21 protein-coding genes and 1 riboswitch are annotated in these 23,167 nt (G+C 71.2%); of the genes, 12 read left to right on the top strand and 9 right to left on the bottom strand.

The window, feature by feature from the left end; translation table 11 throughout:
• Positions 1-9: 9 nt before the first annotated feature.
• The 3 genes from G4X40_RS08010 (at position 10) to G4X40_RS08020 (ending at position 3,606) form a co-directional block, all read left to right on the top strand.
• Positions 10-1,395, top strand: a complete 1,386-nt coding sequence (locus G4X40_RS08010; protein ID WP_277831560.1) for an FAD-dependent oxidoreductase — start codon at positions 10-12, stop codon at positions 1,393-1,395.
• A 165-nt stretch (positions 1,396-1,560) separates the two neighbouring features.
• On the top strand, positions 1,561-2,832 hold the full coding sequence (locus G4X40_RS08015; protein WP_277831562.1) for a hypothetical protein: 1,272 nt from the start codon (positions 1,561-1,563) through the stop codon (positions 2,830-2,832).
• A gap of 42 nt (positions 2,833-2,874) precedes the next feature.
• Complete coding sequence (locus G4X40_RS08020; protein ID WP_277832360.1) at positions 2,875-3,606, top strand: amidohydrolase family protein; 732 nt, start codon at positions 2,875-2,877, stop codon at positions 3,604-3,606.
• A gap of 28 nt (positions 3,607-3,634) precedes the next feature.
• Here the strand turns inward: G4X40_RS08020 and G4X40_RS08025 are convergent, their stop codons facing one another.
• The gene (locus G4X40_RS08025; protein WP_408642151.1) at positions 3,635-3,955 is read right to left on the bottom strand and encodes a UBP-type zinc finger domain-containing protein; all 321 of its coding nucleotides are present in this window, start codon (positions 3,953-3,955) and stop codon (positions 3,635-3,637) included.
• 54 nt (positions 3,956-4,009) lie between these two features.
• Here G4X40_RS08025 and G4X40_RS08030 point away from each other — a divergent pair, with 54 nt between their 5' ends.
• Complete coding sequence (locus G4X40_RS08030; RefSeq protein ID WP_277831564.1) at positions 4,010-5,593, top strand: Na+/H+ antiporter; 1,584 nt, start codon at positions 4,010-4,012, stop codon at positions 5,591-5,593.
• Positions 5,594-5,626: 33 nt separating this feature from the next.
• Here G4X40_RS08030 and yczR read toward each other — a convergent pair whose 3' ends face one another.
• From yczR to G4X40_RS08050, 4 genes are all read right to left on the bottom strand, one after another.
• Positions 5,627-7,084, bottom strand: a complete 1,458-nt coding sequence (yczR, locus tag G4X40_RS08035) for a MocR-like transcription factor YczR (protein ID WP_277831566.1) — start codon at positions 7,082-7,084, stop codon at positions 5,627-5,629.
• Positions 7,085-7,373: 289 nt separating this feature from the next.
• Positions 7,374-9,962: a helix-turn-helix transcriptional regulator gene (locus G4X40_RS08040; protein WP_277831567.1), complete on the bottom strand. Its 2,589-nt coding sequence runs from the start codon at positions 9,960-9,962 to the stop codon at positions 7,374-7,376.
• Positions 9,963-10,058: 96 nt separating this feature from the next.
• Positions 10,059-10,556: a hypothetical protein gene (locus G4X40_RS08045; RefSeq protein ID WP_277831568.1), complete on the bottom strand. Its 498-nt coding sequence runs from the start codon at positions 10,554-10,556 to the stop codon at positions 10,059-10,061.
• Between the two features lie 286 nt (positions 10,557-10,842).
• Complete coding sequence (locus G4X40_RS08050) at positions 10,843-12,132, bottom strand: adenylosuccinate synthase (protein WP_277831570.1); 1,290 nt, start codon at positions 12,130-12,132, stop codon at positions 10,843-10,845.
• A gap of 129 nt (positions 12,133-12,261) precedes the next feature.
• On the opposite strand from G4X40_RS08050, the gene G4X40_RS08055 reads away from it, so the two are divergent.
• Together G4X40_RS08055 and G4X40_RS08060 are read left to right on the top strand one after the other, a co-directional pair.
• Positions 12,262-12,903 carry a hypothetical protein gene (locus G4X40_RS08055; protein WP_277831572.1) on the top strand — a complete coding sequence of 214 codons (642 nt, stop codon included), beginning with the start codon at positions 12,262-12,264 and terminating at the stop codon, positions 12,901-12,903.
• Positions 12,904-13,332: 429 nt separating this feature from the next.
• The gene (locus G4X40_RS08060) at positions 13,333-14,118 is read left to right on the top strand and encodes a site-2 protease family protein (protein WP_277831573.1); all 786 of its coding nucleotides are present in this window, start codon (positions 13,333-13,335) and stop codon (positions 14,116-14,118) included.
• A 63-nt stretch (positions 14,119-14,181) separates the two neighbouring features.
• Here the strand turns inward: G4X40_RS08060 and G4X40_RS08065 are convergent, their stop codons facing one another.
• The gene (locus tag G4X40_RS08065) at positions 14,182-14,832 is read right to left on the bottom strand and encodes a TetR/AcrR family transcriptional regulator (RefSeq protein ID WP_277831574.1); all 651 of its coding nucleotides are present in this window, start codon (positions 14,830-14,832) and stop codon (positions 14,182-14,184) included.
• Between the two features lie 156 nt (positions 14,833-14,988).
• On the opposite strand from G4X40_RS08065, the gene G4X40_RS08070 reads away from it, so the two are divergent.
• On the top strand, positions 14,989-15,456 hold the full coding sequence (locus G4X40_RS08070; protein ID WP_277831575.1) for a pyridoxamine 5'-phosphate oxidase family protein: 468 nt from the start codon (positions 14,989-14,991) through the stop codon (positions 15,454-15,456).
• An 18-nt stretch (positions 15,457-15,474) separates the two neighbouring features.
• Here G4X40_RS08070 and G4X40_RS08075 read toward each other — a convergent pair whose 3' ends face one another.
• Positions 15,475-16,407, bottom strand: a complete 933-nt coding sequence (locus G4X40_RS08075; RefSeq protein ID WP_277831577.1) for a cation diffusion facilitator family transporter — start codon at positions 16,405-16,407, stop codon at positions 15,475-15,477.
• A gap of 77 nt (positions 16,408-16,484) precedes the next feature.
• Positions 16,485-17,942 carry a YhgE/Pip domain-containing protein gene (locus G4X40_RS08080; RefSeq protein WP_277831578.1) on the bottom strand — a complete coding sequence of 486 codons (1,458 nt, stop codon included), beginning with the start codon at positions 17,940-17,942 and terminating at the stop codon, positions 16,485-16,487.
• Between the two features lie 201 nt (positions 17,943-18,143).
• Between G4X40_RS08080 and G4X40_RS08085 the strand changes: the two genes are divergently transcribed.
• From G4X40_RS08085 to G4X40_RS08100, 4 genes are all read left to right on the top strand, one after another.
• On the top strand, positions 18,144-18,551 hold the full coding sequence (locus G4X40_RS08085) for a TOBE domain-containing protein (RefSeq protein ID WP_277831579.1): 408 nt from the start codon (positions 18,144-18,146) through the stop codon (positions 18,549-18,551).
• Between the two features lie 23 nt (positions 18,552-18,574).
• Positions 18,575-19,372 (top strand): molybdate ABC transporter substrate-binding protein, encoded by a 798-nt coding sequence (gene modA, locus G4X40_RS08090; protein WP_277831581.1) that lies wholly within the window; start codon positions 18,575-18,577, stop codon positions 19,370-19,372.
• 77 nt (positions 19,373-19,449) lie between these two features.
• Positions 19,450-20,223 (top strand): molybdate ABC transporter permease subunit, encoded by a 774-nt coding sequence (modB, locus tag G4X40_RS08095; protein WP_408642152.1) that lies wholly within the window; start codon positions 19,450-19,452, stop codon positions 20,221-20,223.
• The gene (locus G4X40_RS08100; protein ID WP_277831582.1) at positions 20,220-21,323 is read left to right on the top strand and encodes an ABC transporter ATP-binding protein; all 1,104 of its coding nucleotides are present in this window, start codon (positions 20,220-20,222) and stop codon (positions 21,321-21,323) included. The genes modB and G4X40_RS08100 overlap by 4 nt, the downstream gene beginning before the upstream one ends.
• A 4-nt stretch (positions 21,324-21,327) precedes the next feature.
• Here G4X40_RS08100 and G4X40_RS08105 read toward each other — a convergent pair whose 3' ends face one another.
• Positions 21,328-21,744, bottom strand: coding sequence for a DUF3151 domain-containing protein (locus G4X40_RS08105; protein ID WP_277831583.1), 417 nt, complete (start codon positions 21,742-21,744; stop codon positions 21,328-21,330).
• Positions 21,745-21,935: 191 nt separating this feature from the next.
• A riboswitch (SAM riboswitch) is annotated at positions 21,936-22,051 on the top strand.
• Between the two features lie 57 nt (positions 22,052-22,108).
• On the opposite strand from G4X40_RS08105, the gene G4X40_RS08110 reads away from it, so the two are divergent.
• Entirely contained in the window at positions 22,109-23,158 is a 1,050-nt protein-coding gene (locus tag G4X40_RS08110) for a hypothetical protein (RefSeq protein WP_277831585.1), read from the top strand.
• Positions 23,159-23,167: the final 9 nt, after the last annotated feature.

A 23,167-nucleotide genomic window follows, 5' to 3' on the forward strand; every position in this document is an offset into this window, starting at 1 on the left:
AGGTAAATCGTGAATCGTCCATTGCGTGTTGCCATCGTGGGTGCAGGGCCGGCGGGCATCTATGCCGCCGATTCCCTGATGAAATCGGACACCGCAAAGGATCCGGGGATCAGCATCGACCTGTTCGAGCGGATGCCGGCGCCCTTCGGCCTGATCCGCTACGGCGTCGCCCCCGACCACCCGCGTATCAAGGGGATCATCGCCGCCCTGCACAAGGTGCTCGACAAGCCTCAGGTCCGCCTGCTCGGCAACATCGACTACGGCACGGACATCACCCTCGATGACCTGCGGTCGATGTACGACGCGGTGATCTTCTCGACCGGCGCCAACGCCGACCGCGCGCTGAACATCCCGGGCATCGACCTGGACGGCAGCTACGGCGCCGCCGACTTCGTGTCCTGGTACGACGGCCACCCCGACGTCCCGCGCACCTGGCCGCTGGAGGCCGAGAAGGTCGCGGTCCTCGGGGTCGGCAACGTCGCGCTCGACGTCGCCCGCGTGCTCGCCAAGACCGGCGACGAGCTGCTGCCCACCGAGATCCCCGCGAATGTCTACGAGGGTCTCAAGCAGAACAAGGCCCTCGAGGTGCACGTGTTCGGGCGCCGCGGCCCCGCGCAGGCCAAGTTCACCCCGCTCGAGCTCAAGGAGCTCGACCACTCCAAGACCATCGAGGTCATCGTCGACCCCGAGGACATCGACTACGACGAGGCCTCCGAGGCGGCGCGCCGCAACTCGAAGATCTGCGACCAGGTCGCCAACATCATCCAGGACTACGCGATCCGCGACGCCGGCGATCGCCCGCACAAGCTGTACCTGCACTTCTTCGAGAGCCCCGTCGAGGTCCTCGGCGAGGACGGCAAGGTCGTGGGCCTGCGTACCGAGCGCACCGAGCTGGACGGCACCGGCAACGTCCGCGGCACCGGCAAGTTCAACGAGTGGGACGTGCAGTCCGTGTACCGCGCGGTCGGGTACCTGTCCGAGAACATCGCCAAGCTGCCGTTCGACGAGCAGGCCGGCACCATCCCGAACGAGGCCGGCCGGGTGCTCGCCGACGACGAAGATGCAGCCGAGGGTCCGCATTACCTCACCGGCACCTACGTCACCGGGTGGATCAAGCGCGGTCCGGTCGGCCTGATCGGGCACACCAAGGGCGACGCCAACGAGACCGTCGCGAACCTGCTCGAGGACTTCAACAAGGGCGCACTGCCGCAGCCGCAGGATCCGCGCCTCGAGGCGATCACCGAACTCCTCGACGGCCGTCAGCACCCATACACCACCTGGGACGGCTGGTACCGCCTCGACGCCCACGAGCGCGCCCTCGGCGAGCCGCAGGGCCGCGAGCGCGTCAAGGTCGTCGAGCGTGAGGACATGCTGCGCGCCTCGCAGGAGTCCTGACCTACACAGTCGTGAAACGGCCGCGTCCGCCGATCCCCCGGGTCGGCGGACGCGGCCGTTTCACGTGGCGACACTCGGCAGTTGCCCCGCCGGCGAGCTGCCGAAAACCCGGCCACGGCTGACGCGGTTCCCGTACCGTCCACTACAGAGTGGACGGAGTGCGTCATGCACGCTGCAGCAGCTCGATTGCGAGTCTTTCTCTGCACCCTCGCGCTGGTGTGCCTGGGCCTGGCCGGTGCGGCACCGCCGACCGCCACCGCCGTACCCACTGCCGCACCCACACCTTCGCCACTGTGCGCCTGGCGCTACATGTCGAACAGCACGGTGCTCAACGTGGCCTTCCCCGACGCCAACGCGACCTATTGGGTGCTCCCCTACGCGCTGGGGCCGAACACCACGCTGGAACTGTCGGGCACCTATCCGGCCGCGCGGTATTTCTCGCTGAACACCTACGGCACCGACTTCAACACCGTCGACACGTTGCGCGACAACCAGATCGTGCCCGATCCGGGCAGTGCCAACCCGTTCGGCAACGCCGGCGCGGCCGCTCCCACGCCGACGAACCGGAGCTGGCACGCGACAGTCGTGCCCGGGGCGGCGGACCACGCGCGCAACCAGATCCGCGGGCTGCCCGCGGCAGCCGGTTCGGCGCCGATCGGGTTCCTCATCATCCGGGTCTACGTGCCCGACAACCCGAACTCGGCGCCCGGCGGTGTGCCGCTGCCCGAGGTCACCGCGAAGATCGGCAGCGGCGCGGCACTGCCGATGCAGCCGTGCGGCGCGGTCTTCGATCCCGCCGCCTACACCGGCCCGATCGCCGACGCCGCCACCGCCGGCTTCGAGAACGTCATCGCCAAGGCCGCCTCGGGGGCGTTCCCCGGCAACGTGCCCGAGGCGACGTTCGTGAACCCGGCCAGCACCTCCGGCCTGTTCCCCAACGGGGACAACAAGTACATCGGCGCGGGGCTGACCTACCAGCCCGGCCGCATCGTCGTCGTCCGCGGCAAGTCCCCGTCGTTTCCGGACACCCGCGCGGGCCAACCGGTGACCGCCCCGGGGCGGCAGTTGCGGTACTGGTCGATGTGCCAGAACGATCTGGTCTCGCCGTACCCGGTCGTCGCCTGCGCGTCGGACTTCCAGACCCGGCTCGACGCCGACGGCTACTACACCTACGTGGTCGCCGCACCGGCGGACACACCCGCAACGGTCGCGCCCACGGTCACCGTAATACCTTGGGGCTCAACCACAGTTGCCAAGAAGGTGCTGTTCCTCCGGTACATGCTGCCGGCGCCGGCCTTCTATCCCCAGTCCATCCAGGCCTCGCAGGACGATCACACCGATCCGGCCGTCACCATGGGTCCCTACTATCCGCGTGCCGCCTACTGCAGTGCCGCGGTCTTCGCCGCCGGCGGATACCGGGCCTGCGGGTTGCACTGACCGTTCCGGGCGCCGCGGTGGCAGGATGGCGCGGTGTCCGAAATCTTCGACGCGCACTGCCACATCATCGATCCGCGGTTCCCGCTGATCGCCGATCACGGCTACCTGCCCGATCCGTTCACGATCGCCGACTACCGCGCCCGCACCGCCGGGCTCGGCATCACCGGCGGCGCGGTGGTGTCCGGCTCGTTCCAGGGCACCGATCCGGGGTATCTGCGGACCGCCCTGGCCGAACTGGGGCCGGGGTGGGTCGGGGTGGCGACGCTACCGGCCGACGCGTCCGACAAGGACATCACGGAACTGGACCGGGCGGGAGTGCGCGGGGTCCGGTTCAACCTGGTGCGGGGGAACCCGGACCTGGCGCTGGTCGAACGCCAGGCGATGCAGGCCCACGACGTCGCCGGCTGGCACGCGGAGTTCTACCTGAACTCGGCGGATCTGCCCGAACTGGCGGCGACCCTCGCGAAGCTGCCGCAGGTGTGCATCGATCATCTCGGGCTGTCCGACGACGGGCTGTTCCACCTGCTCTCGGCGGTCGACTGGGGCGTGCGGGTGAAGGCGAGCGGCTTCGGCCGGGTGGAGGTCGACGTGGCCGAGGCGCTGCGCACGATCCACACGGTCAGCCCCGACGCGCTGATGTTCGGCACCGACCTGCCGGGCACCCGCGCGCCGCGGCCGTTCCGCTACGCCGACCTCGATCAGCTCGCCGACGCGGTCGGCGCCGACCTGCCGGCGGTGCTGTGCCACAACGCGCGTCAGTGGTATCGCGTCTGAACGGATCGCACGTGCGTGCCCGGTGCGGTCAGCCTACAACCTCGTCGACGTAGCACCAGCGCCACGACTCGCCCGGCTCGAAGCTGCGCATCACCGGATGTCCGGTCGCGTGATGGTGCGCGGTCGCATGCCGGTGTGGGCTCGAGTCGCAGCAACCGATGTGGCCGCAGGTCAGGCACATCCGCAGGTGCGCCCAGGCCTGCTCGCCGAGCCGCAGGCATTCCTGGCATCCGTCGGGTGTCAGCGGCGCGGGATCGTCCGCGGCTGCGGCGGCCGCCAGGTGCGTGCACGCCTCCTCCGGCGCGTCCGACCGCGTCCTGTCACGTCTTCGCCAGAGCACCACGCGCACTCTCCTCTCTCCCGCACTCGTGATTCAGTATGTCGGAGGCGGAAGGAGTCACCCGTGAATGGCGCACTGTTGCTGGTTGCCGTCGTCGCCCTGCTGGTCGCCGGCATCGCGCGGCGCAAGGATCTGCCGGCCCCGCTGCTGCTGGTGCTGGTCGGGCTGGTGGCGGCGGCGATACCGGGGCTGACCGATGTCCGCCTGGACCCCGACGTCGTGCTGTTCGTGGTGCTGCCGCCGCTGCTGTTCTCGGCCTCGATGGGCAGTTCGGTCATCGGGTTGCGGCAGAACATGCGGTCGGTGGGCCTGCTGGCGGTGGCGCTGCCGCTGATCACGACCGTCGCGGTCGGCGTCGTGGCGCACCTGCTGGTGCCGGATCTGCCGCTCACGTCGGCGCTGGTGCTCGGCGCGGTGGTCGCACCCCCGGACGCGGTGTCGGCCACCGCGGTCGGCCAGAAGCTGGGGCTGCCCCGGCGCCTGATGACGCTGCTCAGCGGCGAGAGCCTGCTCAACGACGCCACCGCGCTGACCAGCTACAAGGTGGCGGTCGCCGCGGCGATCGGCGTCGGCGCATCGGTGCTCCAGGGGTTGTGGACGTTCGCGGTCGCGGTCGTGGTGGGCTGCGCCGTCGGTCTGGTCATCGGCTACGTCGTCGACCGTTTGCGTACCCGGCTCGACGATCCGGTGCTCGAGAGCGCGATGGGACTGGTGGTGCCGTTCGGGGCCTACCTGGCCGCCGAGGAGCTGCACGGGTCCGGGGTGCTGGCGGTGGTCGTCGCGGGACTGCTGATCGGACAGCGGTTCACCGGCGCGGGCTACGCCACCCGGTTGCAGGACACCGCGGTCTGGCGCGCCGCCGACATCGTGCTCGAGTCGGTCGTGTTCCTGCTGATCGGTCTGCAACTGCGCGGCATCGTCGAGTCCCTGCGCCACGAGGAGAACGTCTGGCTGCTGATCGGCGTCGGGATCGTACTGGTGGTCACCGTGATCGCGGTGCGCATGGCCGTGGTGATGGGCGCCGCGCTCGCCCCGCGGGTGTGGTTCGACCGGCGGTCGGCGCCGACCTCCGCGCGGGCCGCACTGGTGGTGTCATGGGCAGGCATGCGCGGCGTCGTCTCGCTGGCGGCCGCCGCGGCGGTCCCGCTGACCGTGCAGGGCGGCGCGCCGTTCCCGGGACGGGACCAGATCATGTTCCTGACGTTCTTCGTCGTGGTGGGAACACTGCTGCTGCACGGGCTGACCCTGCCGTGGCTGATCCGCCGCCTGGGCATCCGCAGCGACGAGGCGAAGATCGACGCGGTCGCCGAGGCCGCGGCCAGGCAGCGCGCGGGTCAGGCGGCCATCACCCGCCTCGACGAGATCGTCGCCGAGACGCCGCCGGACGACAGTCGCGTCCGCGCGGCGGAGTTCTTGCGGCACTGGGCAGAACATCGCAAGAACGAGGCGTGGGAGCGGCTCGGCAGAGGTGGCGACGAACTCGGTGAGGCGCCGTCGGAGGCGTTCCGGAACTTGCGGCGCGAGATGCTCGGCGCCGAGCGCGTCGTCTATGTGTCCGAACGCGACGCGGGCCGAATCGACGACGAGGTGCTCAAGCGCGTGCAGCACGATCTCGATCTGGAAGAGGCGATGCTGGACCGCGACTGAACCATCCGACGCCGCGACCGGGGGCAGTGACCGTCACACGACGAGCGCGGAAGGCGGTTCCGTTCCGGCGTCGGCACCGAGGGCACGGTACGCCTCGGCGATCGACGGCACCGCCTCCCGCAGTTCGGATTCCTCACGGGTATAGGGCAATCGGATGAACCGCTCGAGCGCACCCTCCACGCCGAAGCGCGGTCCCGCCGCGAGCCGGACCCCGAACCGCCCCGCGGTCGCCGCGAGCTTCGAGGAGACCGGCTCGGGCAGCCGGACCCACAGCGACATGCCGCCCGGACCGGGATCGCATTCCCACCCCGGCAGGTGCTCGCCGAGCGCGTCCAGCAGCGCACGGCGCCGGGCCCGCAACCGGTCGCGACGCCGGTCGAGCGGCTCCTGCGGGCCGGAGACCAGGTGCGCGGCCGCCAGTTGGTCGACGACGGCGGTGCCCAGATCCATGGCCATCCGGGCGCCGAGCAGGCGTGTGATGACACCGGCGTCCGCCCGGATCCAGCCGATCCGCAGGCCACCCCAGAACGACTTGGAGGCGGACCCGACGGTGATGACCTCCGCCCGCGACAAGCCGTGGGCGTGGGCCGCAACGGGTTCCGGCGCACCGTGATCGAGTCCCATCTCGACCATGGTCTCGTCGATCACCAACGTCATGCGCGTCCGGCCGGCCAGCTCGACCAGCGCGTGGCGGTCCGACGCGCCCAGGCACGCACCCGTCGGGTTCTGGAAGTCCGGAATGAGATACGCCAGGCGCGCATCCGACTGTCGGGCGGCGGCCCCGAGCGCGTCGAGATCCCACCCACCGACCCCTGCCCGCATCGGCACCGGCAGGAGCCCGCTGCGGCGGATCGCCTCGATGGCGTTCGGGTAGCTGGGCTGCTCGACGAGCACCCGTTCGCCCGGCATCGCGAGCAACTGCAGGATCAACCGAAATGCCTGCTGCGCACCGGAGGTCACCATGATCTGCTCCGCAGCAGTCGGCACCCCGCGTTGCCGGTACCGTGCGGCGACCGCCTCGCGCAGCACCGACAGTCCCGCCGGGCTCATGCCATGGGTGGCAAGGTAGGACGGCAGGGCACGCACCGCCTCCGCATACGCCTCGCACACCGCCGTGTCCTGACCGTCCATGGCGGCGTAGCTCAGGTCGATCACCGAGTCCTGCGAGTCGTGCATCATCAGGCCGTTCGAGGAGATCGACGCGGGCAGCGCGACAGTGCTCCTCGACCCCTGCCTGCTCTGCAGGTATCCGGCTTCGCGCAGCATCGCGTAGGCGGCGGTCACCGTGGTGCGGCTGACCCCCAGCGCCGCGGAGAGGTCACGTTCGCTCGGCAGGCCGACGCCGGTGGGTATCCGGCCGTCGTTGATCAACATCCGCACGGCGTCGGCGAGCAGCCGGTACGCGGGGTCTGCGCCCCGACCCGCGCCCGATGCGCGCCAGTCGCCCAGGTACCTCGTCAGGTTCGTCGCGCCGACCACTCTCGCCACCATGCGGTCCAGAGTCCCGAAACTGGCTATTTTTGACAAGGCCACTTCGCGGAACACTGGTCGCATGATCGGATTGCTGGTACTCCTCGTCGTCGCGTCCGCGACCGCTTCGCTGGCTTTGATAGGCCGACGAATCAACGGCGACCGACCCTTCCACCTGGACCAGTTCCGGCCCGCGGCGCCGTTGGCAGGAATCTTTGTGGAGCGCGACCGACAGGATCACCGCTCTGGAGGAGCCACTGACAAGCAGTCCAGTTGATACCAACTGGACTGTCTCGGGCTGGTGCTCCTCTCACTGGGCGATGAAGGCCTGGGCGAGTTCCGCCCGATCCGCCACGTCCAACTTGGTGCACGAGTGGTAGATGTGCCCCTCCACGGTGCGCACAGACACCACCAGTCGGTCGGCGATCTCACGGTTCGACATGCCCCGGGCCACCATCGAGGCGATCTCCAACTCCCGCGCCGTCAGCGGCAACGGGTGCTGCGCCTCGACCAACGCCGGGGTGTTCGCACCCCCGCACCGATCGGTCAACGCCCGCGCCCGCGCAGCCGCTGCCCACTCACGGCGATGCCGGCCGGCACGCCGGTGGATCACCGCCGCCCGAGCGGCGGTCTCGGCCGCCTCGAGCAACGCGCCACCGGACTCCATCGTCCGCGAGATCGACTCCAGCGCAGCGGCATCGGAAGCCTCGACGGCGCGGGCATGGGCGACGACGAGCCGCGCGTACTCGACGTCCAGTCCGGCAGCCAGCCGCGCCAGCCTCCCCGCGGCGGCGCGGTCGCCGAACCGCACCGCCAGATGCGCCGCCAGCACCGCCACCGCCCGCTGCCCCGCCCGATCCGCGACCTCCGCCGCCCCGCGGGCTGCCTCGACCGCGGCCGCCACGTTGCCGCGCGCCGCGTACACCCACGCCTGCGCCACCGCCAGTTCCGGCGCGAACAACTGCGTGCTCTCCCCCTCCAACTCGCGGGCGCGGGCGAGCGCGCGTTCGGCCTCATCGACCCGGCCGGTCGCCGCGTAGGCCTGGCACAGTCCGACCGTCGCCTCGAATTCCCACGAGAAGCCGGCCCCTGCCAGTGCCGCGGCAGACTGGCGCAACTCGTCCAATGCCAGATCCAGCTTCCCGTGCCGCATCGCGACCAGGCCCAACTGGACGCCACCGAGTGCCCGTGCCGGCTGCTGCTGCTCGGCGCCCTCGACGATGTCGCGCGCGAGCCGTTCGGCGCCGGGCAGATCGAACCGCATGATCCGGGTGAGGATCTGCGCCCGCGCCACGCCGAGGCGGATGTAGCCGTAGTCGGAGCCGATCACCTGCTCGATCCCGTTGCGTGCCACAGCGTCCACCTCCTCGAAGTGTCCGGTGCGAGCGCCGGCCAGCACCAGGCCGACGAGCGCCCACAGCCGCGCGGTCCGGCCGCTCTGCGAGTCGAGCACCTCACCCGCCAGCTCGATCGCGCGGACCGGAGCGCCGGTGTGCAGCACGAACATCGACGACACCGCCCGTGTCACGTCGATGGCGGATCCGGACGTGAGGGTGGCGCGTACCTGGTTGAGGATGGCGTCCGCCTCGCCCACCCGGCCGAGCATCCAGAAGAGGTTGCCGACGCGCGGCAGCAGCCACGCGACACGCTGGTTCTCGGGCAGCGATTCCCAGTCGACCGCGGCGAGCAGCTGCTCAGCCTCATCCGCCCGCCCTTGCCAGACCAACGAATTCGCCAGCAGTGGAACGGCTTCGAATCCGGCGTCCGCGTCCATGGCGGCGCGGGCGAGACGCTCGGCGAGTTCCAGCTCGCCCAGCCGCAGGGCGTCCCGTGCCGCCGACAGCATCTCGTCGGTGTGCGGCGGCGTGTCGCTGTCGAGCGCCAACGCCGCCAATTGCAGTCGGTCGCTGACACGCGTCGAGCCGGCGGCGGCCAGCCGTCCCACCAGCTCTCCGCGCAGGCGACGGGCCGCGGCCGCCCCGAGCCGTGCGCGCGCCACCTCGCCGTACATCGGGTGCGCCGGCGCCACCACCGGCCCGCCCGCGCCCGCCCGCAACGCCACGAGATCCGCACGTTCGACCGCCTCGACCGCTTCCCGCCCGGCCAGCGCGACGGCCGCCGGCAGCGGAAGGGGGTCGTGCAGGGCGACCAGGTCCACGACCCGCCGCTGCGGCGCGGTCAGGGCGTCGAGTCGACCGCCGACCAGCGCGCCGAGTTGCGGCGTGATCACCGGTTGCCCGCGTAACTGCCAGACGCCGCCCACCTCAGCCAGCCGCCCGGCCCGCAGCGCGCCCTCGATCAGCTGGCGCAGGTAGAGCGGATTGCCGCCGGCAAGCCGGTGGATCCGGTCCACCGTGATGTCCTCGAGGTCGCCGCCGAGGACCGCCTCGAGCAACTGTCGGGTCTGCCCGGCATCGAACGGGGCGAGGTCGATCCTTGTGAGCAACTGGTCCTTCCACAGCGCGGTGACCGCGTCCGGGGCCGTCGCACTCCACGGGACCGTCGCCACCAGGCGCACCGACCGGGTCGCGGCCAGTTGGTGCAACAGGGTGGCGGACAGCCGGTCCAGCAGGTGCGCATCATCGACGCCGATCGCCATCGGCCCGCCCCCGACCAGAGCGGTGCGCGCCGCGCGCAGCACCGCGGCCGGTTCGAGCCCCGGCGGCGGCTCGACGAGATGCGCGAAGGCGCCGAGCGGGACCGAGCCCGCCGAAGCCGTCCCGGCGACCCACGCGGACCGTCCCGTCCACGCCTGCACCACGGCACGCGCCAGGGTCGTCTTCCCCACCCCGGCGGCGCCGGCCAGCACCACCCCGCACGGCCCATCCGTGGCGTCGAGAATGGCGCTGACCTGCTCGAATTGCGCCGCTCGGCCCACGGTCGGCCACCGATCGACCATGATCACGATTCTAGGTCCGGGCCGGGCTCCCGCCGTCGCCTTCGCACGAATCGACGCTCCGGCGCAGGTGGCCGGGCGCGCGGTGGGTGGGACAGGTCAACCCGGCGGCGGCCCCGGACTCGGCTCGGTCGCGGCCAGGCACAACCGGTCGGCCGCGTCGAGCATCGCGCTGCGCAGGGACCCCTCGGCGAGCCGCGAGGCATAGCCGGCGATCGTCAGCGCGCCCGCGGCGTACATCGACCGCTCGTGCCACGGCTGCGGATCCGCGCCGTCGAGCAGGTCGGCCACCGACGGCGACGAGACCAGGCAGGCCCCCGAGACGCAACAGTCCGGCAGTCGGGCGCGAATCCCCCCGCCGCCCTCGCACCACCGGATCACGCTCGACTCGAGTGTCTCGCGCCCGCTGTGCCGCGCCGCCTCCTCGGCGACCGCGCGCGCCGCGACCTCTCGCCCGACCAGTGCCCCCAGCCGGGCCCAGCTGTCCGCGCACGGCCCCTTGATCTCACACGGGCGAGCGCCCTCCCGCGCGACATCCCACATCCGGGGATCGAGGCGGGCCAAGATTTCCAGGAGATGGATGCGCGGCGTGTCCATGGACTCCTCTCCGCCGGCCGCGGCACGCGCCCGACGAGTCCTCGTCACCCATGGTGCGCGCCGGCGCACTCCGGCGTCATGCGTAGTGGACTACGCACTCGGCCGCGGGGTCGGCGAGGGAACCAGGCGCAGCGGACTACCAGGCGCTCGGTCGCGCGACGAAGAGCGCGACCTCGCATGGCGACGGTGTACTTCGCACAGGCCCGGGCCCATGCGAAGTGTTGCCGCGGTATGCGAAGTCGCGCGGGCGCGGGTGAGGTGCGAGCCCTTACCGCAGCACGCCCCGTTACCGCAGCACTTCCCGTCGCACGATCGTCTCGTCGCGGCCCGGGCCGACGCCGATGCACGACACGTACGCGCCGGCGAGCTCCTCGATGCGCAGCACGTAGTTCTGCGCGTTGACCGGCAGCTCCTCGAACGTACGGGCCGACGAGATGTCCTCCGCCCAGCCCGGCATCTGCTCGTAGATCGGCTTGGCGTGGTGGATGTCGGTCTGCGTCATCGGCATGTCGTCGGTGCGCACGCCGTCGACCTCGTAGGCCACGCAGATCGGCACGGTGTCCAGGCCCGACAGCACGTCGAGCTTAGTCAGGAAGTAGTCGGTGATGCCGTTGACGCGGGTGGCGTAGCGCGCGATCACCGCGTCGAACCAGCCGCAGCGGCGCGCGCGGCCGGTGGTCACGCCGACCTCGCCACCGGTCTTGGCCAGGTACTCGCCGGACTCGTCGAACAACTCGGTCGGGAACGGGCCCGAGCCGACTCGGGTCGTGTAGGCCTTGAGGATGCCCAGCACGGTGGTGATCTTCGTGGGGCCGATGCCGGAGCCGACGGCCGCGCCGCCCGCGGTCGGGTTCGACGAGGTCACGAACGGGTAGGTGCCGTGGTCGACGTCGAGCAGGGTGCCCTGCGACCCCTCCAGCAGCACGGTCTCGCCGCGCTCGAGCGCCTGGTTGAGCTCGAGGCGGGTGTCGGCGATGCGGTGCTTGAACCGCTCCGCCTGGCCGAGCACCTCGTCGACCACCTGCTGCGGATCCAGCGCGCGCCGGTTGTAGATCTTCGACAGGATCTGGTTCTTGATCTCCAGCGCCGCCTCGACCTTGTGCGTGAGGATCTTCTCGTCCAGCACGTCGGCGACACGGACGCCGACGCGGGCGATCTTGTCCTGGTAGCACGGGCCGATGCCACGTCCGGTGGTGCCGATCTTGCTGTTGCCCAGGAAGCGCTCGGTCACCTTGTCGATGGCCACGTGGTACGGCATCAGCAGGTGCGCATCGGCGCTGAGCAGCAGCGACGAGGTGTCCACGCCGCGCTCTTCCAGCCCGGCCAGCTCGTCGAGCAGCACGCCCGGATCGACCACGACGCCGTTGCCGATCACGTTCTTCACGCCCGGCGTGAGGATGCCGGACGGGATCAGGTGCAGCGCGAAGTTCTCACCGCTGGGCAGCACGACGGTGTGCCCAGCGTTGTTGCCGCCTTGGTATCGCACCACCCACTGCGCTCGACCGCCCAAGAGATCGGTCGCCTTGCCCTTACCCTCGTCGCCCCACTGGGCTCCGATCAGGACGATCGCCGACATTTGTGCCTCACTCCCTGTGCATCCGGCTGGCTGAGCCGGGTTGCCGGCACGGGGGCGGGGTTCGCCCTGGCAAAATATCTGCCGAATACATGCAGCAACCGGGGAACAACCCTAGTGCAGGAGCGGCTCGTGACCACCTTCGTCCTGGTTTGTGGGATCGGATCGACCCCGCCGGAGTTGTCCGCGCTGCCGTCGTCGCAGGTCGGCGAGATCCCCACCCAGACCCAGATCGACGCCTCACTCGACGGGTGCCGACGGCTCGTGGTCGTCGGTCAGGACGCGGCGCTGGCCGCCGCACTGACCCGTCTGATGCGCACCGAACGACTCGACGTCGAACTCGCCTACGTCAGTGCGGAGAAGTCCCCCGCGACCCGCGCCTACCGCCTTCCGACCGGGTCAAGAGCCGCCCGGCGGGCCCTGGACGGCGCGGCGACCGCGCTCCCGCTGATGCGCGACGACCTCGGCGCGGCGCTGATCGGTTCGGCGACCCTGACCGGACCGGGAGGGGCCGAGTTGACCGGCGAGACCTACGTCGACGACCACGTCCTGTTCAGCGGGAACTGCCGCGGTGTCGAGATCCGGCCCACGCCGCAGGAACCGGGACTGCGGGCGGCCCGGCTCGGCGGCCTGCGCCGGCGCTGGTTCAGCGGTCGCGCCGCGCAGACCGGGGCGGTCGCCGCCCACCTGGTCCGCGACGGCGTGTCCGAGACTCGGGAGCTGACCCGCTCGACCTTCTACCGGCACGTCCAGGATTGGCTGCTGGTCCGCTGACCTCTGGTCTGCTGACCCCTGGTCCACTGACCTCCGGTCCGCGAATCCGCGTAGTCCACTACGCATGTGTCCGCCAAGATCGGCTCCTACTATGGGTGTCGACGGCGAACACGGCCCAGGCCGCTCACCCGCTGTCGACATTCGTGGTCGTTCCTCAGGGGAGGAGTGGGCGCGAAGGCCAGTCGAGGAGAGGGGGCCGGGTGGCCACCGGACCTGCCCGCCGGTCACCACCCGTACCCCGGCCAGGGCCGACAGCGACGGCCCGGCCGGGACTCGAGGGGGGCACAGACGACCGGGCCGCGGACCAGACCCCGCGGCCCGGTTACCTGTCTGAGCACGGCCTGCCAGAGCTTCTCCGCCACCTGCCCGGCTCGTCCCGACGCTGTGGTTCGGCTCGCGAACCTGCCGTCCGACTACGCTGAACCGGCCATGGCCATACCGATCTCCCGCGCCCGCGGGCCCCGTGTCCTGCCCAGCCCGGTGTTCCTCGCACTGGTGGTGCTCACCGTCGTCGGCGGCGTCGTCGCGTGGACGTCCGACCAGAACCTCACCACCGGACGGATCGGTGTGTTCATCCTGGTCGTCGGCGGCTGGGTGGTCAGCCTGTGCCTGCACGAGTTCGCCCACGCCTACACCGCGTACCGCGCCGGCGACCGCGAGGTCGAGGCCCGCGGGTACCTGACGCTCAACCCGCTCAAGTACAGCCATCCGGTGTTGTCGGTGGTGCTGCCGCTGATCTTCATCGCGCTCGGCGGCATCGGTCTGCCCGGCGGCGCGGTCTACCTCGACACGAACCGCTTCCCGCCGAAGATCCGGCGCCGGATCGCGCTCGCCGGCCCGCTGACCAATCTGGTGTGCGCGATCGTGCTGCTCGCCGCCGTGCGCACCCTCGGCGTCGACAGCAGCCACCGCTACTTCTGGTACGGCCTGAGTTTCCTGGCGTTCCTGCAGGTGATGGCGACGGTCCTGAACCTGCTGCCGATCCCCGGACTCGACGGATACGCGCTGCTCGAACCGCACCTGAGCGCGAACACCCGCCGGTCACTGGCACAGGTGGCGCCGTTCGGGATGCTCGCGGTGTTCGCGCTGCTGACCCTGCCGGTGCTGAACACCGCGTTCTTCAACCTCATCTACTGGCTGTTCGAGTTGTCCGGCGTCCCGCGGGTGTTCTCCGCCTTCGGCTACCTGCTGATGCGGTTCTGGGTCCACATATGATCGACGACGCCCGCGTGGGTGCGGGGCGGTGCATCGCCGGGTCCTGAGCACCTCGAACAGCACTCAGCGGGCCTGCTGGACCACCATCTCGATGATCTGGTCGATGTCCTCCCAGGCAGCCTCGGTGTCGCGCGTGACGAGCCAGTGCATGACCACCCCGTCGAGCAGCGACAGGCACAGGCGTGCCACCCGCTCGACCGTGACCGTCCACTCGGTGCCGGTCTGTTCCGCGCAGACACTCAGGAATTCCGCGGCCGCGGCGAGCGCGAGCTCCTTGTGCACCTTCGCCAATCGGGCCGACGGGTTGGTCGGGTCGTCCTGCCGGCGCAGCGAGAAGCAGATCGTCTCGTAGGCCAGCCGCTGCCGGGACGGCGTGAGCTCGATCAACTGCCACATCGTGCGCAGCCCGGCCTGCAGTTGCGCCGACAGCGCCACCGGCCCCGTCGTCCCAGCCGTGGCCTCCTCGCCGACCGTGGCGGCGTACGCGAAGGCCATCCGCAACCCCGCGGCGAGTTCGTCGATGTTCGTCTCGATCATCGCCGACATCAGGTCTTCTTTGTTCTCGAAGCAGTAGTGCACCATGCCGACCGACACGCCTGCGTCGTCGGCGACACGACGGATGGTCACCGCGTCGATGCCGTCTTTCTCGGCGCGCTCGAGCGCGGCGCGCACGAGTTGGGTTCGGCGACTGTCAAACGGAAGGCGCACCTGCATCGGACAATTACACCGAGACCTGACCGTTATGTCTAGACTGGCGTCTAATGATGTGGGATTCCACAGGCCACTCGCAGAATTTTCCCCGTATCCGCGGGTTGCATGTAACACCCGCCCTCCGCCGCGGATGTCGGTGACCCGTGGCATGGTCGCGACATGGCCGATTGGAGCGAGTTCGAGCAACAAGCACCCGACCTCGCTGCGGCGGTCCGCGCGAGGTTCGAGGCGCACCGCCACCATGTCCTCGCGACGCTGCGCACGGACGGGTCGCCCCGGGTCAGCGGCACCGAGGTCGAGTTCGCCGGCGACGAGATGCGGCTGGGCTCGATGTTCGGCGCACGCAAAGCCCTCGACCTGCAGCGCGATCCACGCTTCGCCGTGCACGCCAACCCCGGTGAACACACCATGGTCGGCGGCGACGCGAAGCTTTCCGGCCGCGCCGCAGAGCTGACCGGAGCGGAACTGGACGAGGCGTGCGCGGCGCTGCCGCCCGAGCTGCTGCCCTGTCACTACTTCACGCTGGACCTCGACCAGGTGGTGCTCACCGAGGTCCTGCACGACCCCGACCGCATGCGCATCCGATCCTGGCGGCCGGGCCAGGGGGTTCGCGAGTTCTGGCGGTGACCTCCCGCCGGGTGCCGGCTACCAGGTGATGGTCTCCGCACAGTCGGCGCGTGTCGAGCACGGCTCGACCTGGATCGTCGAGTGTTCGAGACCGTGCGCGGACAGCACCGCCTGCGCACCGCGCAACACGCGGGCGGGGTCGGCGTCGCTGGAGATGTGCGCGGTCGCCACGTCCATGCCGGTGGTCAGCGTCCACACGTGCAGGTCGTGCACGTCGGCCACACCCTCGACCGCCCGCAGTTCCTGCTCGACCGCGCGCACGTCGATGTCCGACGGCGACGCCTGGGTCAGGATCCGCAGCGCGGCCATGGCCAGCGACATCGCCCGCGGCACCACCCAGATCGAGATCGCGACACCGACGATGATGTCCGCGTAACCCCAGCCGGTCAGCACGGTGACGGCACCGGCGATCAGCACGCCGACGTTGCCGACCGCGTCGGCGAGCACCTCCATATAGGCGCCGCGCACGGCCAGCGAGTCCTTCGAATCCCCGCGCAACATCAGCATCACGAACACGTTGACGGCCAACCCGGCCACCGCGACGACGATCAGCGGCAGCCCCGGCACGCTCGGCGGCCGGCCGATGCGGTCGATCGCCTCGAACAGGATCCAGCCGGCGACCGCCAGCAGCAGCATGGCGTTCGCGATCGCAGTGAGCACCTCGGCGCGATGCCAGCCGAAGGTCCGGGAGGCGGCGCGGCTGCCGCGGCGGGCCAGGTGCAGCGCAACCAGTCCCATGCTCAACCCGAGGACGTCGGTGAGCATGTGGCCGGCGTCGGCCAGCAACGCCAGCGAGTCGACCGACAGCGCGACCCCGATCTCGAGTCCGAGGAACACCAGCAGCGCCACCAGCGCGACCACCATCCGGCGGATGCGGGCGCTGCTGACATTCGTGTCGCCCGGCGCGACGCCGTGGCTGTGACCGTGCGCATGCCCATGACCGGCGCCCATGGCTTCTCCTCACGTCGAGTATCACGAGGATATGCGCATGTATGCATGTATGGCAACCGCCGGCGCGGTCGGATGACTCAGCCGACGTCGACCACGGCCGGCCGGCTCCTACGGCGTGCCCACCAGGCAGCCCCGGCGACGCCCAGCACCAGCGTCCCCACCGCCGCACCCAGCACCGCACCTACCTCGGCCGCAGTGGTCCCGTCCGTGGCGGTCGACGGCGCCTCCGCCACCGCCGGCGTGAACGTGGACCGCTGGGCCGCCGTGAGCGTCGGGAGCCCCGCGGTGCCCTTGGTCAGGTCCGCGGACAGCTGCGCGGTAACCGTCCGGAACTGGGCCAGGCCGCGCTCGAGACCGTCCTGCAGCTGCGGCAGCTGCGCGTCCACCTGCGTCGACGCCTGCCTCAACCCCTGGTTCATCTGCTCGGCACCCTGCTGCAGCAGGCCGCCCATCTGCCGCAGCTGTCCGGCGCCACCGCGAAGCAGGTCGGCGATGTCGGTGTCGGGGCGCACCGGCATCCCGAGGATCGACGAGGTGCTGTCGAGTTGGCCGGCGAGCGCCCGCGAGCCGTCACCCACCTTCACCAGGCCGTCGATCGTCGCCGGGGTCATCCCCTGCTCGGTCAGGACCTGCGCCGCCCGGCCGACCGAGTCGGCCGCGCCGACAGCCGCGGGATCTCCCGTCGTCCGGAGTTGGCCGGCGACCGCGCCGAGGGTCCGCGCGACCTGCGCCTGCACCGCCTGCACCTGTCGCAGCCGGGTCAGTTCCGCGTCGATGCCGTCCCCTAGCGACTTCGCGCCGTCCCGGATCTGGCCGATGCTCACCTGGGTGCCGCCCAGTCCGTCGGCGAGCGTGTCCATCTGCCGGGTCGCGTCACCGATCGCGGCGCCGGCCTGGTTCGCCCCGTCGAGCAGCAGCTTCGATCCGTCGAGCGCGACGCGCAGTTGCCCGGTCAGCTGATCGGCCTGCGCGGTCAGCTCGCCGACCGCGCCGTCGGCCTGCCCGGCGACCCCCTTGATGAGCCCGGCCGACATGCCCGCGGCGGACAGCGTGGTCCGCGACGAGTTCACCGCGACCATCAGGTTACCGACACCGACGTCGGTGACGGCCGCCGAAATCTGTTGCGCCAGTGTCGTGGCCGACGACTGGTCCGCACGGGACGAAAAGGCTACCGACACCTGCTGATCGGCCGGCGATCCGGCGGGCGCGGGCTTGTCTGCGCCGGCCTTCCCCACCGCGACGCCGTAGCCCGCGGGAACGGTGACGGCGGCGAGGTACGACCCGTTGGACAGGCCTGCCTCCGCCTGTTCCGCGGACACGTTCTCCCAGTCGAACCCGTCGCCGCCGGCCAACTTGCCGGCCAACTTGGTCGCGGTCGCCGAGCCGCTCTGGTCGACCAGTGCCACCTGCCGCGACGCTCCCTCTCCTGCCGCGTTCGGCACGACCAGCAGATACACCACCGCGCCGACCGCGACCGCCAGCAGCGTCACCAGTGCCAGTGCCCGCCGCGACGGCCACGCCCGACCTTCCACCATCCGTTCAACCGCTCGCCTCATCACGCCGCGAGACGCTAGCAACGGAAATTTAAGGAACTGTGGCATCGCGCGCCCACCGGCGCCCCATCGTCCGCACTGCGCCCGGCAACCCTCCGCAGATCGTGCGTCCATCCCTCACCTCGATGCGCGAACCGGAACTCGGATCGCTTTACCTTCCGCATTTGCGGATAGGCTGACCGCATGCCGATGTTTCGATTCCGGGAGGCCGCCGCGCTGCTCGGTGTCAGCGACGACACCGTCCGCCGATGGGCGGATTCCGGCCGGATCGCCTCGACCACCGACCAGGGACGGCGCGCCATCGACGGCGCCGAACTGGCCCGTTTCGCCACCGAGAACGCCGAGGGCACCGACCTCGTCACGCCACCGATCGTCGGGGCATCCGCGCGCAACCGGTTCGTCGGACTGGTCACCAAGGTCACCCGCGACACCGTCATGGCGCAGGTCGAGATCCAGGCCGGCCCGCACCGCGTCGTCTCGCTGATGAGCCGGGAGGCGGCCGACGAACTCGCGCTCGAACCCGGGTCACTGGCGGTCGCGTCGATCAAGGCCACCAACGTGGTCATCGAGGTCCCCGACCAATCCCGTTGACCACGAATCATTCTCAGGAGGACATGCCTGTGCGCAGGATCCCGATCGTCATCGTCGCGGCCGCCGCGATCGCCGCCCTGACCGCCGGCTGCGGCTCATCCGACAACGGCGCGGGTACCGGCGCCACGAGCGGCACGGCGGCGGCGCCGACCGGGACCGTCCAGGTCTTCGCGGCCGCATCGCTGCAGGAGGCCTTCACCACGCTGGCCGGCCAGTTCGAACATCAGCACCCCGGCACGCACGTCAAGCTCAACTTCGGTGCCAGTTCGGCGCTGGCGCTGCAGATCAATCAGGGTGCACCGGCGGACGTGTTCGCCTCCGCCGCCCCGGTCAACATGGACCAGGTGACCGAGACCGGCGCGGCGTCGGCGCCGACGACGTTCGCCCGCAACGTCATGGAGATCGCCGTCCCTCCGACCGATCCCGCGCACGTCACGACCGTCGCGGACCTCGCCCGTCCCGGCGTCAAGGTCGCGCTGTGCCAGCCGCAGGTGCCGTGCGGGGTCAACGCGCAGAAGGTCTTCGACAACGCGCGCGTGAAGGTCACCCCGGTCACCCTCGAGTCCGACGTGAAGTCGACGCTGACGAAGGTCGAACTCGGCGAGGTCGACGCCGGCGTCGTCTACGTGACCGATGTGCGCGCGGCCGGCGCCAAGGTCGAGGGCGTCGCCATCCCCGCGGACGTCAACGCGTCGACCTCCTACCCGATCGCCACGATGACCAAGGCGCCCAACGCCACCGGCGCCGCCGCCTTCCGCGACTACGTGCTCTCCCCCGCGGGCCGGCAGGTCCTCGTGGCCGACGGATTCGAGCAGCCCTGATCCGCGTCCGCCCCCGGGCCGGAGCCCGCGGCCGCCGCGCCGAGCCCGGCGGTCGCGGCGCACCGCTGCTGCTCGCCGTGCCCGCGGTGATCGGGGTCGGCTTCCTGCTGGTCCCGTTGATGGCGTTGGTCGTTCGCGCCCCGTGGGGTGCGATGCGCGCACTGCTCACCGGTCACGAGGTGCTGACGGCACTACGGTTGTCGCTCGAGTGCGCGACCGCCGCGACCGCCGTGTCGATCGTGCTGGGCGTGCCGCTGGCCTGGGTACTGGCCCGGGTGCGGTTGCCCGGGATCGGGCTGCTGCGCGCGGCCGTGACCCTGCCGCTGGTGCTGCCGCCGGTCGTCGGCGGCCTGGCGCTGCTGCTGGCGTTGGGGCGCAACGGGATCGTCGGCCAGTACCTTGACCGATGGCTGGGAGTCACACTGCCGTTCACCACGCCGGGGGTCGTCATCGCCGAGGCATTCGTGGCGATGCCGTTCCTGGTGGTGACCGTCGAGGGCGCGCTGCGCTCGGCCGACCGCGGACTGGAGGAGGCCGCGGCCACCCTCGGCGCCTCGCGGATCACCATCTTCCGGCGGGTCACGCTCCCGTTGATCCTGCCGTCGCTGCTCGCCGGCGCGGTGCTGTGCTGGGCCCGCGCGCTCGGCGAGTTCGGCGCCACCCTCACCTTCGCCGGCAACTATCCGGGCACCACGCAGACCATGCCGCTGGCGGTCTACAACGCGATCCAGACCGACCCTCAGGCGGCGATCGCGCTGTCGCTGGTGCTGCTGACGGTGGCCGTGGTCATCCTGGTCGCCCTGCGCGAACGCTGGCTGCGCGGCGGACTCGGCTCCGGCGGTGCCGTGTGACCGGCCTGCGGGTGCAGGCGCGGGTCGCGCGGGGCGACTTCGGGCTCGATGTCGACTTCGCGGTCGAACCGGGCCGGGTGCTCGGCGTGCTCGGCCCCAACGGCGCCGGCAAGACCACGCTGCTGCGGACGCTGGCGGGCCTGCTGGCCGTCGACGCCGGGCGGATCACCCTCGGCGACGAGGTCCTCGACGACCCGCACGAGCGGGTGTTCCTCGACGCCGCGCACCGCCCGGCCGGGCTGGTGTTCCAGGACTACCGGCTGTTCCCGCACCTGACGGTCCTGGAGAACGTGGCCTTCGCCGGGCGCGTGGCGGGCAAGGGGCGACGGCACTCACACCGCCTGGCGCACGACTGGCTCGAGCGCCTGCGGCTCGGCGAGTTCGCGCAACGCAAGCCGGGGCAACTGTCCGGCGGTCAGGCGCAGCGGGTGGCGCTGGCGCGGGCGCTGGCCGCCGAGCCGGCGCTGCTGCTGCTCGACGAGCCGCTCGCGGCCCTCGACGCGCACACCCGGCTCGAGGTGCGCACCGAGCTGCGTCGGCACCTGGCCGACTTCGCGGGGCCGGTGCTGATGGTCACCCACGACCCGCTGGACGCACTGGTGATGACCGACCGGCTGCTGGTCCTCGAGGCCGGTCGCATCGCCCAGCAGGACACCCCGGCCGCGGTCGCCCGCCGACCGGTCAACCAGTACGTCGCCCGGCTGGTCGGACTGAACCTCTATCCCGGCGTCCGGCGCCCGTCGGACGCCACCGCGGTCGACCTCGCCGGCGGCGGCGTGCTGCACGCGGCCGGCAGCGCTGATCCGGGCGAGCCCGACCTGCGCGCGCCGACCGGCCGGGTCCTGGTCGCCGTACGACCGTCGTCGATCACCCTGCACACCGAGCGGCCGGAGCACCTGAGCCCGCGGAACCTCTGGCCGGGCACGATCAGCGGCATCGAGATGCTCACCGACCGGGTGCGCGTGCAGGTCGACGGCGCACCATCGGCGCTGGTCGAGGTGACCGCGGGCGCCGTCGCCGAACTCCGGCTCGACGCCGGGTCGCCGGTGTGGCTCAGCGCCAAGGCGACCGACGTCGACCTGTATCCGGATCCGAGCTGAGCGCTCAGGCCAGGCCGAGTTCCGCCGCCGCGCGCGGGTCGCTGTCCTCGAGCAGATCGAGGCAGCGAGCGTACTCGTCGTCCTCGCCGATCTCCTTCGCGGCGCGGGCCAGCGCGGCGACCGCCCGCAGGAAGCCCTGGTTGGGCTCGTGGCTGAACGGCACCGGGCCGAAGCCCTTCCAACCGTTGCGCCGCAGCTGGTCGAGACCGCGGTGATAGCCGGTGCGCGCATAGGCGTAGGCGGTGACCGGCTCCCCGTCCGCCAGCGCGGCCTCGGCGAGCGTCGCCCACGCGATCGAGGCGGTCGGGTGCGCCGCGGCCACCTTCTTGGGGTCCTCGTGGTTGAGCAGTGCGGACTCCGCCTCGTCGTCGCCGGGCAGCAGGGTCGGCGGGGGTCCGAGCAGGTCACCGAAAGAAGTCATGACGGCCATTGTGCCGGTGCCTCGACGCAGCGTCGAGGCGCGCTGCCCACTCACCACCGGGTCGGGCGATCGGCGGGACCTGATCCGGCTGCTGTCGGGGTGAGTGTGAGCAGACCCACCACACGACGCGCCGGTCCGGTCCCGTCGTCAATCCCCGGCCGTTGCGGTCCGCCGGGGTAGCGTGGCGGGAGCTTCACGAGATGCGGCGACAAGCTCCGACTGGGCCGCGCACCAACCCCAACTGCGTGTACGGGGTGGTTCGGATGACGAAGCGGCACATGCCGGTTGGCGTGGGCAAGAGCGCTCCCGTTTCGGGTGGGGCCCAATCGCACGAGCTCTGATCGACACGAAGGGACGCACCCCGATGACCGGTGACGACCGACCCCCGCGTCCGGCAGAACTCGCCCCGGGCGACCTCGTCCACATCGCGCGCATCGGAGCCCTCCTGATCGTCGGCCACCCGCAGCAGCACACGCAGCCCTCCGGCCGGGCGTTCGTCGTCGTCGACGCGGTGCGCGGTCGGCGGCGCCCCGCCCCGGTCATCGTCGACGCGGACGCCGCGGTGCGCCGGCTCCCGCGGGATCTGCGGCGACTCGACTTCGACATCGACCCGGCGGGCGACGCCGTCCGCGAGATCCGTGCCTGGTCCGGACGCGGCATAGTCGGCGCCGTGTCCTGGCGCGAGCACGACGGCGCGCTGATCGACATCGATCCGCCCAGCCCGCACGACCAACTGCGCGGCTTCCTGCTCTTCGCCGCGCAGGACCGCTGCCCGCACCTGCAGGTGCCGGACGGCGCGGCGCATTGGACCGCGGACGCCGCGCTGCTCACCCCCGGCGAGCTGATCGTCGTCGACGGCGGCGCCCCGCTGCTGGTGGTCGAGTCGCCGTCGGCGTACGCGTACGCCGACGGACGGCGCTTCGTCCGGGTGGACGCACTGTTCGGCGAGCAATCCGTCAGCCTCGCCCTCGACGACGAAACAGATTGGCACAGAGAACGGTTCGATCCGTCAACCTTCCGATTCGAGTCGTTCCCGGCCGGGGACGGTCTGCGCACCACCCGTGCCCGATCCGCCGCCGGCGCGACCGTCGGCGAGGTCACCTGGTCCCCGTACGACGGAACGATCACGGCGATCCGTCCCGCGCCTGTGCTGCACCCGCTGCACCGGTTGCTCGCAGCCCAGGCCGCCGACCCCGCCAACCGGATCGGCGAGCACAACGACCCGGCCACGCTGGCCGCCGGCGACATCATCGTCAGCGGCGACGACGAGATCGAGATCCTCGGCCCGGCCGAACCCGATGCCGGCGGCTACCTGAGCTATCCGGTCGCCCACCGGGACGGGCAAGAGGAGTGGACGATGGTCTTCGACCCGACAGTTCCGGTGCCGCGCGTGGTGGCGGTCGCCGGCAGTTGATCACATCGT

Source organism: Speluncibacter jeojiensis, from assembly GCF_029589495.1.
Taxonomy (GTDB): Bacteria; Actinomycetota; Actinomycetes; order Mycobacteriales; family Mycobacteriaceae; genus Speluncibacter; species Speluncibacter jeojiensis.

Coding starts and splice junctions, on each gene's coding strand:
- G4X40_RS08015 (WP_277831562.1), top strand. CDS start 1,561: ATGCACGCTGCAGCAGCTCGATTGCGAGTCTTTCTCTGCACCCTCGCG.
- G4X40_RS08085 (WP_277831579.1), top strand. CDS start 18,144: ATGCCGATGTTTCGATTCCGGGAGGCCGCCGCGCTGCTCGGTGTCAGC.
- G4X40_RS08105 (WP_277831583.1), bottom strand. CDS start 21,744: ATGACTTCTTTCGGTGACCTGCTCGGACCCCCGCCGACCCTGCTGCCC.
- G4X40_RS08060 (WP_277831573.1), top strand. CDS start 13,333: ATGGCCATACCGATCTCCCGCGCCCGCGGGCCCCGTGTCCTGCCCAGC.
- G4X40_RS08110 (WP_277831585.1), top strand. CDS start 22,109: ATGACCGGTGACGACCGACCCCCGCGTCCGGCAGAACTCGCCCCGGGC.
- G4X40_RS08040 (WP_277831567.1), bottom strand. CDS start 9,962: ATGGTCGATCGGTGGCCGACCGTGGGCCGAGCGGCGCAATTCGAGCAG.
- G4X40_RS08075 (WP_277831577.1), bottom strand. CDS start 16,407: ATGGGCGCCGGTCATGGGCATGCGCACGGTCACAGCCACGGCGTCGCG.
- G4X40_RS08045 (WP_277831568.1), bottom strand. CDS start 10,556: ATGGACACGCCGCGCATCCATCTCCTGGAAATCTTGGCCCGCCTCGAT.
- G4X40_RS08080 (WP_277831578.1), bottom strand. CDS start 17,942: ATGGTGGAAGGTCGGGCGTGGCCGTCGCGGCGGGCACTGGCACTGGTG.
- G4X40_RS08065 (WP_277831574.1), bottom strand. CDS start 14,832: ATGCAGGTGCGCCTTCCGTTTGACAGTCGCCGAACCCAACTCGTGCGC.
- G4X40_RS08070 (WP_277831575.1), top strand. CDS start 14,989: ATGGCCGATTGGAGCGAGTTCGAGCAACAAGCACCCGACCTCGCTGCG.
- modA (WP_277831581.1), top strand. CDS start 18,575: ATGCCTGTGCGCAGGATCCCGATCGTCATCGTCGCGGCCGCCGCGATC.
- G4X40_RS08050 (WP_277831570.1), bottom strand. CDS start 12,132: ATGTCGGCGATCGTCCTGATCGGAGCCCAGTGGGGCGACGAGGGTAAG.
- yczR (WP_277831566.1), bottom strand. CDS start 7,084: ATGGTGGCGAGAGTGGTCGGCGCGACGAACCTGACGAGGTACCTGGGC.